12 protein-coding genes are annotated in these 13109 nt (G+C 50.4%); 9 read left to right on the top strand and 3 right to left on the bottom strand.

Annotated features, from left to right (window positions below):
- Positions 1–104 precede the first annotated feature (104 nt).
- Positions 105–1244: an aminotransferase class V-fold PLP-dependent enzyme gene (locus BT105_RS12540; RefSeq protein WP_347497039.1), complete on the bottom strand. Its 1140-nt coding sequence runs from the start codon at positions 1242–1244 to the stop codon at positions 105–107.
- Complete coding sequence (locus BT105_RS12535) at positions 1228–1464, bottom strand: putative Se/S carrier-like protein (RefSeq protein WP_072301052.1); 237 nt, start codon at positions 1462–1464, stop codon at positions 1228–1230. The genes BT105_RS12540 and BT105_RS12535 overlap by 17 nt, the downstream gene beginning before the upstream one ends.
- 501 nt (positions 1465–1965) lie before the next feature.
- Here BT105_RS12535 and BT105_RS12530 point away from each other — a divergent pair.
- From BT105_RS12530 to BT105_RS12495, 8 genes are all read left to right on the top strand, one after another.
- Entirely contained in the window at positions 1966–2304 is a 339-nt protein-coding gene (locus BT105_RS12530; RefSeq protein WP_072301079.1) for an ArsR/SmtB family transcription factor, read from the top strand.
- A 27-nt stretch (positions 2305–2331) separates the two neighbouring features.
- Positions 2332–2556, top strand: coding sequence for a cation transporter (locus BT105_RS12525; protein ID WP_072301051.1), 225 nt, complete (start codon positions 2332–2334; stop codon positions 2554–2556).
- Between the two features lie 5 nt (positions 2557–2561).
- Entirely contained in the window at positions 2562–4421 is a 1860-nt protein-coding gene (locus BT105_RS12520) for a heavy metal translocating P-type ATPase (protein WP_072301050.1), read from the top strand.
- A 162-nt stretch (positions 4422–4583) separates the two neighbouring features.
- Positions 4584–5597: a M42 family metallopeptidase gene (locus BT105_RS12515; protein WP_072301049.1), complete on the top strand. Its 1014-nt coding sequence runs from the start codon at positions 4584–4586 to the stop codon at positions 5595–5597.
- Positions 5597–6616, top strand: a complete 1020-nt coding sequence (locus BT105_RS12510; RefSeq protein ID WP_072301048.1) for a M42 family metallopeptidase — start codon at positions 5597–5599, stop codon at positions 6614–6616. The genes BT105_RS12515 and BT105_RS12510 overlap by 1 nt, the downstream gene beginning before the upstream one ends.
- Positions 6613–7410 carry a GNAT family N-acetyltransferase gene (locus BT105_RS12505; protein ID WP_028514641.1) on the top strand — a complete coding sequence of 266 codons (798 nt, stop codon included), beginning with the start codon at positions 6613–6615 and terminating at the stop codon, positions 7408–7410. Before BT105_RS12510 ends, BT105_RS12505 begins: the two co-directional genes overlap by 4 nt.
- Before the next feature lie 150 nt (positions 7411–7560).
- Positions 7561–8370, top strand: coding sequence for an amidohydrolase family protein (locus tag BT105_RS12500; RefSeq protein WP_028514640.1), 810 nt, complete (start codon positions 7561–7563; stop codon positions 8368–8370).
- A 51-nt stretch (positions 8371–8421) separates the two neighbouring features.
- The gene (locus tag BT105_RS12495) at positions 8422–8835 is read left to right on the top strand and encodes a peptide deformylase (protein WP_072301047.1); all 414 of its coding nucleotides are present in this window, start codon (positions 8422–8424) and stop codon (positions 8833–8835) included.
- Positions 8836–8875: 40 nt separating this feature from the next.
- On the opposite strand, the gene BT105_RS12490 is transcribed toward BT105_RS12495, so the two are convergent.
- Complete coding sequence (locus tag BT105_RS12490) at positions 8876–11725, bottom strand: insulinase family protein (RefSeq protein ID WP_072301046.1); 2850 nt, start codon at positions 11723–11725, stop codon at positions 8876–8878.
- 225 nt (positions 11726–11950) lie between these two features.
- Between BT105_RS12490 and BT105_RS12485 the strand changes: the two genes are divergently transcribed.
- A complete protein-coding gene (locus tag BT105_RS12485) occupies positions 11951–13093 on the top strand; it encodes a leucine-rich repeat domain-containing protein (protein ID WP_072301045.1) in 1143 nt (380 codons plus the stop codon).
- Positions 13094–13109: the final 16 nt, after the last annotated feature.

Here is a 13109-nt window from a genome sequence, read left to right as displayed (position 1 = left end):
TTATAGTTTATCTATGTAAGTATGAGGACTCGCGTCCTCATAGCTGACTGCACAATACTGCATATTAATATTGTACCACAAATTCAGATAATTTCAATAGTTTTTTAAGAATTTTGTAAATTTTTCAATATCTTAACATAATATACAAGTTTTAGCACCTCTGCTTCGGTATTGAACACCGAGGGAGCAAAGCGGACAGTTCCGCCTTTGGTGCCCAGTGTGGCGTGGGCAAGAGCCGCACAGTGGTAGCCTGCACGGAGACAAAAGCCCTTTTCACCAAGTATCGCCGCGGCTTCTTCAGAGCCCATACCATAGGCATTGAAGGACACTATGGGTACGTACTCCGCCCCCTCGTCACGATAGATCGTGATACCCTCTACAGGGCTAAGCTCCGAGATGAACCTGCGGCAGAGCCGTTCCTCATGGGCACGGATATTGTCGATACCGCGCCCCTTTATGAAGCGTATCCCCTCGCCTGCCGTGACTGCTCCTATGATATTGGGAGTTCCGCTTTCAAGGCTGTCGGGAAGAATAGTCGGCTGAAAAAGGCTGAGGGACTCACTGCCCGTGCCGCCCTGTATTATGGGAGCTATAGGGTATTTCCCGTCTGTGATGAGAAGTCCCGTGCCTGTTATGCCATAGAGTCCCTTGTGCCCAGCGGTACAGAGTATATTTATGCCGTCAGACAGCTTTATATCGTAAATGCCGCAAGCCTGCGCTCCGTCCGCGATAAAGCAGACTCCGCGCTGACGGCAGAGCTCCCCTATCTCACGGTACGGCAGGAGCTGTCCCGTGACGTTGCTTGCAAGAGTACAGACCACAGCCTTGGTATCGCTTCGGATAAGCCTGCGGAAGCTCTCAATCGTTTGCTCCTTGTCGGGATAGACCTCGGCTACGGATAGAGTTATCTGCTTTTTCAGCGCAAGAGCCACGGCAGGACGAGCCGCTGAGTTATGCTCCATACTGCTGATTATAAGATGTCCGCCCTGTGACATAACGCCCTGTATAGCCATATTCAGCGCATAGGTGCAGTTTAGGGTAAAAACGGTGTTCTCGGGCTCTGCCCCGAAGAATTCCGCTGCTGTTTCACGGGCATTGTAGTATGCCTCGGAGGTCCGCATGGCGAGCTGATGTCCGCCTCTGCCTGCATTACCGCCGAAGCTCATTATGGCGTCGGCAGCCGCCTTTCTCACGCTCAGCGGCTTTGGGTAGGTGGTGGCGGCGTTGTCAAAGTTTATCATCATCGTCAGCACCGTCCCTTCTTATGGTATAGGGCACGGAATAGCTGTCGAGTATCTCTGCTGCCCTGCCGCAGCGGTCTCCCACGTACAGCGAATAGCCGCAGCCGTTTTCGCTGTCCTTGCTGCGCCGTTTTATAGCACAGGGATAACCGCGCTGTCTCAGCAGGCGCTGTCCCTTGACAGCGTATGTGTAGGACGGCATATCCAGTATACATTTCGTCAAAAGTATCACCCCTGACTGCTCAGACTGCGCAGCCAGCAATATTGCGGTACATTTTATTATATGCGCTGCGGAGTTTTTAGTGCTTAGTGGTCAGTGATTAGTGAGTAGAAAAATCGGTACCCAAACTACTTCATGACAACCTGAACGGGATTCCTAAGGGACGTGTTCCTTAGGCGGTGTCCAGAGGCAGAGCCTCTGGCAGGTTTGGGCAGCGCCCAAGAATCGAAGGCGCTCCGCAAGAGGTGAATAAAAAAACAGTCCAGCGGACTGTTTTTTTAGAGGAGACGCCCTGCAAGAGAGGGCGTCTCCTAAAGGGCTGTCGAGGACGCCAGTCCCTACATTCTTAACTCTCAGTTCTAAATTTCAAATATATCATAAAAAAATAAAATACCCCTTGACAAGCAGGAAAATATATGCTAATATATGAATAGATATTCAAGTGTTCAATCGTTTGGAGTGAATTATCAGAAAGGAAGTGCAAATGTGACAGAAAAAACGGATATGAAATATTATGCTATTACAGATGAAAAAGCCAAAAAGCTGAGCGAGGAAATGCCTGCCGATGAAAAGCTTTACGACCTTGCGGAGCTTTTCAAGGTCTTCGGCGACAGCACAAGGATACGGATACTGTATGCCCTGCTTGAATCCGAGGAGCTCTGCGTAAGCGACCTTGCCCAGTTTCTCACCCTCACCCCCACAGCCTGTTCACATCAGCTGAGAGTGCTCAAAAACAACAAGCTGGTAAGAGCACGCAGGGACGGCAAGACCATATTCTATTCCCTTGCAGATGAACACGTAAGGCATATACTCGGCATGGGTATGGAACATATAATGGAATAAATTTTATATAACGAAAGGATAATTATTATGAAAAAGGTATTCAAGCTTATCGATCTGGACTGCGCTAACTGTGCAGCAAAAATGGAAAACGCTATAAAGGACCTCCCCGAGGTAGAGGACGCAGTTGTCAGCTTCATGACGCAGAAAATGACTATCAAGGCTCCCGACGGCACTGATTTTGACGAGCTCATGAAAAAGGTAGTCAAGCTCTGCAAAAAGGTAGAGCCCGACTGCGAGATAGTTCTGAAATAAAAGCTATGAGCAAAAAGCAGAAAAACATACTGATAAGGATAATCTCGGCAGGTATTCTCCTGATAATCGCCGCATTGCTGCCCCTTGAAGAAAAAAGCCTTTTAAGGCTTGCGGCATTTCTTGTTCCCTACGGTATCATAGGCTGGGACGTACTGTGGAAAGCCATACGCAATATCAAAAACGGTCAGGTCTTCGACGAGAATTTCCTTATGGCTGTGGCAACTGTCGGAGCTCTTGCGGTAAAGGAATACCCCGAAGCTACTGCGGTAATGCTTTTCTATCAGATAGGCGAGCTTTTCCAGAGCGTTGCAGTTGGAAAGTCCCGAAAAAACATCGCATCTCTCATGGATATACGTCCCGACCACGCCAATATCGAAGTGGACGGCAAATTAGTCGAGGCTGATCCCGAGGAAATAGAGCAGGGACAGCTCATCGTCGTAAAGCCAGGCGAGAGGATACCTCTTGACGGCATAGTGACCGACGGTACTTCCTCAGTGGATACCTCCGCACTTACAGGCGAAAGCGTTCCTCGCACCGTCAGAGTCGGCGACAGCGTAATAAGCGGCTGTATAAATCAGAGCGGTGTGCTTAAAGTCGAAGTCACCAAGGAATACGAGGACTCCACCGTTGCAAAAATACTTGACCTCGTTGAAAATTCGGCTTCAAAAAAGGCAAAAGCAGAGAATTTCATCACAAAATTCGCCAAGTATTACACTCCTGCCGTAGTAATATCCGCACTTCTTCTTGCACTTATCCCGCCCCTTGTCACAGGCGGCAACTGGGCGATGTGGATACACAGAGCGCTCATCTTCCTTGTTATCTCCTGCCCCTGTGCGCTGGTGATATCCGTTCCCCTCAGCTTCTTCGGCGGCATAGGCGGAGCAAGCAAAAAGGGCATACTCATAAAGGGCGGCAACTTCCTTGAAGTCCTTGCAAATGCGGAGATAATAGTCTTTGACAAGACGGGAACTCTCACAAAGGGAGTTTTCGAGGTAGACGAGATACACCCCCACGGTATAGACGAGGATAAACTCCTTGAGCTTGCGGCATATGCGGAAAGCTACTCCGACCACCCTATCGCTCACTCAATATCCTCGAAATACGGCAGGGAGACCGACAGAAACAGGATAAGCTCCAACGAGGAGATATCAGGTCACGGCATAAAGGCAGTCATCGACGACCATGAGATATGTGCAGGCAACTCCAAGCTCATGGACAAAATGGGCGTAGAGATAGTCCACTGCGACAAGGCAGGCACTATGGTGCACATCTCCGACAACGGACAGTACTCAGGTCACATCGTTATAGCCGACAAGGTAAAGGAGTCTGCACAAAGCGCCATAAAACGCCTGAAAGCAAGAGGCGTAAAGCAGACTGTAATGCTTACGGGAGATTCCTCATCGGCGGCAGACGCGGCTATGAAGGAGCTCGGTCTCGACAAGGCTTACAGCGAGCTCCTGCCTGCGGACAAGGTTGAAAAGGTAGAACAGCTCCTTGAAGAAAAGTCCCCCAAGGGAAGCCTTGTATTCGTAGGCGACGGCATAAACGACGCACCTGTGCTCTCAAGGGCAGATGTGGGCATTGCAATGGGCTCTCTGGGCTCTGACGCGGCAATAGAAGCCGCAGACATCGTTCTCATGGACGACGATCCCGAAAAAATAGCTCTCGCTATGGATATCTCCAAGGGAACGCTGAAAATAGTATACCAGAATATCATTTTTGCTCTCGGAGTAAAGTTCATCGTGCTCCTGCTGGGAGCTCTCGGCATAGCAAATATGTGGCTGGCAGTTTTCGCAGACGTGGGAGTTTCGGTAATAGCCATACTCAACGCAATGCGAGCTATGAGGATAAAGGAAAAGAATTAGTTTCACCGTTAAAAGGCAGCCGCTGGTGCGGCTGCTCTTTTTGCATATATACCAAACTGAAATTCAGCATAAACTCTCAGCTCTCAGAGCTAAAAAACTATTGAAAAAACTCCAAAACTCTGTTATAATGTATATTGATACTTTTATGAAAGGAAATTCCACATGGATATCAGATCAACTGTCGTTTCTCTCTCTGAAATATCAAGCACTTCGGGCAGCGAAAGCAAGGCTGCACAGCTTGCTCTCGGAATGCTCCGTGAATACTGTCCCGACGCAGAAATAATAAACGGCAATGTTACAGGCAAATTCGGCGTTCACAGGGAAGGTCTCCCCTCTCTGCTCCTTGACGCTCATATAGACCAGATAGGCTTCGCTGTGACCTATATCACAGACGACGGATTCATCAAAGTAGGCAACATCGGCGGCATTGACCGCAGACTGCTCCCCGCTCAGCCCGTAGTTGTACACGGAAGCCGCGATATCAAGGGAGTTATATGCTCTGTACCCCCTCACCTTACCAGCGGCAGCAGCGAAGTCCTCGAAATGGACGACGTTGCCATAGATACGGGACTTACAAAGGAAGAGCTTGAAAAGCTGGTCTCTCTCGGGGACTCCGTCACCTTTGACGTGACCTGCCGTGACCTGATCGGCAGCCGTATCACAGGCGGCGCTCTTGACGACCGCTGCGGAGTTGCTTCTATCCTCTATGCACTGGAGCTTCTCAAGGACAGCGACCTTGCGTATAATGTGACAGTCCTCTTCTCCACTCAGGAGGAAGTTGGCGAGCGCGGCGCAAAAATCGGCGCTTTTGAGATAAATCCTGATATTGCTCTTGCGGTGGACGTAAGCTTCGCATACGCCATTGGCGAGGAGGAAAGCAAGTGCGGCTATCTGGGAAAAGGTCCTATGATAGGCATTTCGCCCTCACTTTCAAGAGAAATAAGCGAAGAACTTATAAATACTGCAAAATCTGCTGATATCCCCTATCAGATCGAGGTAATGAGCGGACTTACAGGCACAAATGCGGACAGATTCTCCGTGAACCGCTGCGGCGCCAAAGCCTGCACAGTTTCCATACCTCTCCGCAATATGCACACTCCCGTTGAGGTCATAGACCTTACAGACGTGGAGCAGACCGCAAAGCTTTTGGCTGCATACATAAGGGGGGACAAGTGATGAAAGAGCTGCTTAAGAAGCTGTGTCTCACCGACAGTGTTTCGGGCGATGAAAACGCTGTCCGCGAGCTTATAATCAGCAGGATAAAGGACGTCTGCGAGTACAGAGTGGACAATCTGGGAAGTATCATCTGCTTTAAAAAGGGCAGAAAGACTCCCGAAAAAAAGCTTATGATATGCGCCCACATGGACGAGGTTGGCTTCATGGTGACATATATCCGCAGCGACGGAACTCTCAGCTTCGGCAATGTTGGCGGCATTGATCCCTCAGTTGTCATCGGCAGACAGGTCCGCGTTGGCAAAAGCCGTATCAGCGGCGTTGTAGGCTCTACAGCCGTTCATAATCTCAGCAAGGAGCAGCGCGAAAAGGCTCCCAAGACCGACAGTCTCTACATAGACATCGGAGCTGACGACAAGGAAGAAGCCGAGAAATATGTATCTCTCGGAGACTGCGCTTACTTCGATTCCGAGTTCACTGAACTGGGTGAACGCCGCATAAAGGCTAAGGCTATCGACGACCGCGCAGGCTGTGCAATGATGATAGAGCTTCTCCACGAGGAGCTTGAATACGACACATACTTTGTTTTCAACGTTCAGGAGGAAATAGGTCTCCGCGGCTCGACTGCATCTGCATTTGCAGTTGCTCCCGACTATGCTGTAGTCCTCGAATCAACAACTGCTGCCGATATCGACGGAGCAAGCGGAGCTAAGCGCGTCTGCGCACTGGGCGGCGGTCCTGTAGTTTCATTCATGGACAGACACACTATCTACGACAAGGAGCTCTACAGTCTTGCCTTTGATATCGCAAAGGAGCAGGGCTTCCCCTGCCAGACCAAGACCATGATAGCAGGCGGCAATGACGCGGGAGCTATCCACATAAGCGGCAAGGGAGTCCGTACTATAGCCGTTTCCCTGCCTTGCAGATACCTCCACTCCCCCTCGTCGGTCATTGAATACGCCGACATGGAGAACTCCTATAAGCTGGTAAAAGCACTCATCGGAAGGATACATGAGATATGATAACACTTATCGAACACGAGCACGAGCTTGACCGCGTACTGCTCAATAAGACTCTGTCGGGCAAGAAAATGCTGGCGTATATGCGGGCATACGGTCCCAATTATGAATTCTGCCGCTTCTACAAGATAACCGACGAAACAGGCGTGGGCTTCATGTTCATCATAAACTCCACCCTTATCATCTGCGGAGACGGCGATTTAGAGCCAAATGAGGAGATAGACCTCTTTGTCAGCATGAACGTGCCGTTCCGTATCGAGGGCGACCAGAAGATACTGGAGGGCATAAAGATACCTGACCGCTATCAGGTGCTGAACCGTACTATATTCGAGCTTATCCCCGATGATACGCCACTTGAAGCTATCGAGGAGCACGTTGAGTTCAATCCCAACCTCCCCGATGTATACAAGATACTCAGCGAGGGATTCCCGAATATCGCGGATTTCTCACTGTGGTACACCGATACTTCACACCGCTGCCGCCACGGCATAAGCCGAGTTTTCACTTACCGTGATTCCACAACGGCTTCGGCAGTTTTCGATATCGGCAGCACCGTCCTCATCGGACAGGTTGCTACCAATAAGGCTGCCCGTGGACGGGGCTACGCAAGGGAGTTCCTCAAATGGCTCGCCAAGTTCTTCAACGGACTTGGAAAACGTGCGTATCTCCTTGCTCTGGACGTCCGCGTAAGCTTCTATCAGGAGATAGGCTTCCGTATCGCAGGACGCGAGATAGTCCTTGAACGTATCGACGTCAAGAAGGACAGCGCCGCTAAGGGACGCCTTGAAGAGAAGTAATTGAGGATTCTCAATTATATAAATTTCTTATTACAGGTTAAAAGGCGATTTTCCGCTTCATAGCGCTGTTACACTCAGTAAACAGCGCCTTGACTTTTATCCGCAGATAGAGTATAATGTTCATTGAATTTGTAATTAGGAGATGTATCTATGAATCCCGAGGTCTATGGAAAATATGAGATAATCGACGCTCATGCCCATATCTTCCCTCACAAGATAGCCGAAACGGCTACTGAAAGTATCGGCCATTTCTACGACATACCGATGAACAACTGCGGTCTGACAGACAAGCTTCTTGAGGCAGGCAGCAAGATAGGAGTATCAAAATACCTTGTGTGCTCCACTGCTACTTCCCCCCGACAGACAGACGCTATAAATACATTTATCGCAAAGAAATGCGACCAGCACGAATGCTTTTACGGCTTCGGCACTACCCATGCGGATTCCGCCAATATCGAAGCCGACATCGAACAGATAAAGAAGTTCGGGCTCCACGGAGTAAAGCTCCACCCCGATTTTCAGAAGTTCAACGCTGACTCTCCCGAGGCATTCAAAATTTATGAGCAGATAGAGGGACAGCTCCCCCTGCTTATACACTGCGGAGACGCAAGATATGATTATTCGGCTCCTCACCGTATCAAGAGGATACACGATAACTTCCCGAAGCTCCAGCTCATGGCGGCACATCTGGGCGGCTATCAGCAGTGGAGCGAAGCCGAGGAGATACTGCCGGGACTTGAAAACGTAAGATTCGATTTCAGCAGCTCTCTTGCATTCCTTTCTCCCGAAAGAGCCGTACATATCATCAGAAAATACGGCGTTGAAAACTGCTTCTTCGGCTCTGACTTCCCAATGTGGAGCCACGAGGACGAGTTCATGCGCTTTTTGAAGCTGGGCTTCACAGAGGAAGAGAATCAGAAAATGCTTGCAGGCAATTTCAAGGAATATCTTGGACTTTAATAAAAATAACGGGACGTAACTGTCCCGTTTTTCATTGGAAAGGAGATTTTCATGGTAAAAGACATAGTCAAGGACGAAGCTGTCCTCAGCATAAAATCAGAGCCTGCCACAAAAGCCGATATGCAGGCAGTCCGTGACCTGCTGGACACAGTAAAGGCAAACGAGGAGCGCTGCGTGGGCATGGCTGCAAATATGATAGGCGTTCACAAGACCATACTTGTAGCACTCATAGGCGACGAGTACATCGCAATGATAAATCCGAAGATAGTGGACAAGTCCAAGGAGACCTACGACACTGAGGAGGGCTGCCTGTCTCTCAGCGGAGTCCGTCCCGTTACCCGTCACCGCATAATCACCGTGGAGTACATGGACAAGAAGTTCAAGCGCCGCCGCGATATCTTCCGTGATTTCGAGGCGGAGATAATCCAGCATGAAATAGACCATTTCAGCGGTATAATCATATGACAAGAAAAGCCCGAAGGCAAATGCCTTCGGGCTTTTTCACTTATGCAAGACTGTCCTTTTTAAGGTCAAGTCCTTCCATTGCAGCCTCTGTGCCCATTACGCACACATTTCCGAAGCTTCTGAGAGTTTCGGCTGCCGTGCGGAGCTGCTCCGCAGTAACGCCGAGCATACGCTTTTTCTCGTCGGCACGTTCCTCATCGGTAATGCCCCTGAACCACAAGCCGTCAGCCTTGGCGCTCCTGTTGCCGTCGGACATGAGGGGCTCCTCCTTGGCGATAGTGCTTATGATATACTGGGTGATATCGGGAGCTCCGCCGCAGTAATCAGCAATGAAGTCCGCAGACTTCCTGTAAATATCCAGACTTGCCGCAGGGGACGGATCACGGTATGAGAAGAACGCCTGCTCACCCGAGGGCGCTATGAAAGCTCCCGTGCCATAGGCTCCGCCCTTTACGCGAACCTCGTTCCAGAGATATTCAAGGGAAAGTGCACGGTAAAGCACCTTTCTCACCGCTGTATCTGCGTTTGTATCAGGGAAAGCCATTGCGGAGTATGATACGCCCGCTGGTATGATAACTCCCTGTTTTTCGGGGATATCCAGTTTGAAGCTCATATCGCTCTGCTCAGCCGCAGTACCTGTCGGGAGAGCTTCGAGGAGTGGCTTTATATCCGCATTTCCCGTAACACTGGCGGTCAGCCTTGCTGTGCATATCATTCTGCCGCTGAGAGCCTTTATTTCCGCAGTCAGCTTCTCGGGAGCCTTTATTGCTTCGTGAAGTCTCTTGTAACCCTCATAGCCCGATACCAGCTCGTTCACTGCGGATTCCGCAGACAGCGCCGCGCGGACACGTCCCATGGAGTAGGTATGACCGTTGGCGATAATGCTCTGCTTGTAGTTCTCGTCGGTCTGCTTGAGAAGCTCGGTAACTGCCGATATATCGCTGAAATCAGTCTCGGTGAGTATCTCCGCGATAAGGGCAAGTGCCTCTTCGGTGTTCTTTTCGAGGAAACGCGCCTTTACTGCGAAATAGGGGCTGCACTTGTCGGAAACGCCGTTTTTAGAGAACACATCGACGCCGTAATTGATACTTCCGAGAAGTCCTGTTATCCTGCGCTGTAAGTCAGCCGCGGAACTCTTTGCTGTGGACAGCTCGCCGAAAAGCTCGGCTGCCGCAGCTGCGGCGGAGAGCTGTGTCTCGTTACAGTCAGCCAGCGAGAAATAGAGGTTCAGAGCCGCGATGCCCTTATCCTGTGCAGTGTGCTTCAGAACAGTTACGCCGTTCACATTTGTTTCCTCGGTGTCGAAGTGCAGCGGCTCGGGACTTACCTCGGAAAGCGCAAGGTGCGGCATTGTGGCAAGCTGCTCGGGAGTATCCACGGACTGCTGCCATTCATCAAGCTGTCTGTTCTGCTCGACTATAACGGAGCGCTCCTCGCAGGAAAGACCGTCAACTACAGCCGCAAGACGCTTCTTTTCTGCCGCCTTCTGCTCCTCGCCGTAGGTTCGGGACGGCAGCAGATAGAGCTCCGCCCTGCCGTTGTCATCAAGGAGCCATTCTCTCAGAAGCTCCTCGAAATAGCCGCTGTCGACCTTGCTGCGGAGCGAATCGTAGACCTCGCCAAGCTCCAGATAGTGCAGCGGATCGCCGCCGTAGAGCCAAGCGGAAAGTGCGGAAATATTGCGCGTAAGACCTCTCGGCTCGCCGCCTGCGCGGAATCTGAATTCAAGGCGGTTAAGAGCCGCCGTCAGCAGCCCACGGTCAATACCCTTGCCGCAGAGTTCGGTAACTGCGCTGCGGACTGTTTCTTTCAGCTTTTCGCAGTTTTCCTCGTCGGTATTGTTTATGCACAGGCAGCCGAAGGGCTGTAAAATGCCGTCGCTCACTTCAAGAGATACGTCGAGACAAAGCCCTGTATCAAGGAGAGCGCGTTTCAGCGGAGCGTCGTTGCTGCCCGTGAGCGCCTCCGCAAGTACAGAAGCCGCAGTTATCTTTTCGCGGTCCTGCCAGCTGCCCAGCACCTTGCCGATAACAAGGTAGGTGTGGTTGGCTTCCTCCTCGTCGGGAGTTATCTCATAAAAGCACTTCTTAACAGCAGGCGCAACGGCTTTCTGCGCAGGTATCTCGCTGCGGACCTCGCGCTTATCAAAGCGGCTGAGGTACTCGCTGTCGATGAGCTTCAGCACAGCGTCGATATCCACAGGTCCGTCAAGGTATATGTAGGCGTTTGAAGGGTGATAGTAGGTGCGGTGTCCCTCGATGAACTGCTCGTTTGTCAGATTCGGGATAGCCTCGGGAAGTCCGCCCGACTCAAAACGGTAGCAGGTATCTGGGAAGAGAGCTCCCATTATCTCGGTCTCCATTCGGCTGTATACCGAGGAAAGAGCGCCTTTCATCTCGTTGAACACAACGCCCTTGTAAACTGGCTCGTCGGACTCGCTGCGCATTTCGATGTGCCAGCCCTCCTGCCTGAAAATATTGGGGTTGTAGTATATGGCAGGATCGAAGACTGCGTCCAGATATACCCTTGCGAGGTTCATGAAATCCGCGTCGTTTCGGCTTGAAACAGGAAATACGGTCTTGTCGGGATAGGTCATGGCGTTGAGGAAGGTGTTCATAGTTCCCTTCATCAGCTCCAGAAAGGGCTCCTTTACGGGGTATTTCTTTGAGCCGCCGAGGACGGAGTGCTCCAGTATGTGGAATATTCCCGTGTCATCGCTGGGCGGAGTCCTGAAAGCTATGGAAAAGAGCTTGTTCTCACCGTCGTTTTTCAGCCATACAAGCTGAGCGCCCGTCTTTTCGTGGCGCATTTCTATGAGCTCCGAGCCGCTGCATGGGGCAGGAGCTGTCCTTGTAACGGCAAAGCCGTGTATCTTGTCGTTTACATTCATGTTGTGCCTCCTAATATGCATTATGTAATAATTATATCATTTCGTCAACCTTTATGCAAGTGAAGTTTACAAAGGGCAACAAATCGTTCATTTTTTGGTCGGCATTTCCAACAAACAAACGTGCTCCGTTATGTATAATCTGTGAGTTTTGCGCTGTATTTATTGACTTTCACAGCTTTAAATGCTACAATAATAATATAAAATGACGAAACAGGGGGTATGGATGTGGCAACTGTAAATGCTATCTGCACGAGCTGCGGAAAGACCGTAGAGGTCGATAATCAGAAGGACGCTTGGGTTTGTCCTCACTGCAGTACGCCTTTTGTAGTAATAAAGGCTATAAACAGGTATAAATCAGAGCACAAGAACGTGGCGAAAAAGGTCAAGGCTGTCAAGAAGCACAGCGCCGACTTTGAAGTCAAGGACGGAGTTCTTATCGCATACAAGGGCAGCGCCGAGGAGGTGGCTGCACCTGCCGAGGTGCATAAAATAGGCGAAAACGCCTTTGAAAACAACACGACTCTCAAGCGCGTGATACTTCACGATAAGGTCGAAGTTATCGGCGGATATGCATTCCGCGGCTGTACTGCCCTTGAAGAGATAAAGTTCCCTGACGACCTCAAAGATATAGAGGGCTGGGCGTTCCGCGGCTGTACAAGCCTTAAAAGTATCGTGATACCGCCTCATATGCAGCGTATCGCAGACTGCGTTTTCGCGGACTGTACAAGCCTTGTATCTATCGAATTCCCCGAATGTATCGGCGAGATAGGTGCATTTGCGTTCTCGGGCTGTAAGAATCTCGAAAACATAGAGATACCGAAATATGTTTCGATTATCGGAAAATACGCTTTTTCGGGCTGCGAAAAGCTTGAAAAGGTCGTTATCCCCGAGGGAGTATCCGTTATCGAGGAATGTACCTTTGCAAACTGCACAGCTCTTTCGGCTCTGGGCTTGTCAAGGGGCATAAAGACCATATGCGCCTCTGCTTTCCAGAACTGCGTATCTCTGCGAAATGTCGAGATACCCGCAGGAGTCCTCAGCGTAGACGGATTCCGCGGCTGTACAGGTCTAAGAGCCTTTACAGTACCGCCCGGAACTACAGCTATCGGAGATTTCAGCGGCTGTACCAACCTTGAGCAGATAAGCATCCCTGCCTCTGTCAAGAAGATAAGCGGCGGCTTTACGGAATGTCCGAAGCTTCTGAACATCGCATGGAGCAATCTTGCGGAGAATGCCGTACACTTCCCAGCTTATTACGAGACTGTAGTTGCAAGCCGCAAGACCGCAGGAAAATGCGTATACTGCGGCGGAGATTTCAAACTCATCTCAAAGACCTGCAAGGTCTGCGGAAAGAAAAAGGATTATTGATAACAGGCGGACTTTA

Source organism: Ruminococcus flavefaciens, from assembly GCF_900119075.1.
Classification (GTDB): domain Bacteria; phylum Bacillota; class Clostridia; order Oscillospirales; family Ruminococcaceae; genus Ruminococcus; species Ruminococcus flavefaciens_Q.
The sequence above is the reverse complement of the archived record's forward strand: the minus strand, read 5'-3'. Positions and strand labels throughout refer to the sequence as shown.

Bases quoted from the DNA above. Each gene is read 5' to 3' on its own strand.
- BT105_RS12540 (WP_347497039.1), bottom strand. From the start codon at position 1,244: ATGATGATAAACTTTGACAACGCCGCCACCACCTACCCAAAGCCGCTG.
- BT105_RS12510 (WP_072301048.1), top strand. From the start codon at position 5,597: ATGAAAGAGCTGCTTAAGAAGCTGTGTCTCACCGACAGTGTTTCGGGC.
- BT105_RS12530 (WP_072301079.1), top strand. From the start codon at position 1,966: ATGAAATATTATGCTATTACAGATGAAAAAGCCAAAAAGCTGAGCGAG.
- BT105_RS12520 (WP_072301050.1), top strand. From the start codon at position 2,562: ATGAGCAAAAAGCAGAAAAACATACTGATAAGGATAATCTCGGCAGGT.
- BT105_RS12525 (WP_072301051.1), top strand. From the start codon at position 2,332: ATGAAAAAGGTATTCAAGCTTATCGATCTGGACTGCGCTAACTGTGCA.
- BT105_RS12515 (WP_072301049.1), top strand. From the start codon at position 4,584: ATGGATATCAGATCAACTGTCGTTTCTCTCTCTGAAATATCAAGCACT.
- BT105_RS12500 (WP_028514640.1), top strand. From the start codon at position 7,561: ATGAATCCCGAGGTCTATGGAAAATATGAGATAATCGACGCTCATGCC.
- BT105_RS12495 (WP_072301047.1), top strand. From the start codon at position 8,422: ATGGTAAAAGACATAGTCAAGGACGAAGCTGTCCTCAGCATAAAATCA.
- BT105_RS12505 (WP_028514641.1), top strand. From the start codon at position 6,613: ATGATAACACTTATCGAACACGAGCACGAGCTTGACCGCGTACTGCTC.
- BT105_RS12490 (WP_072301046.1), bottom strand. From the start codon at position 11,725: ATGAATGTAAACGACAAGATACACGGCTTTGCCGTTACAAGGACAGCT.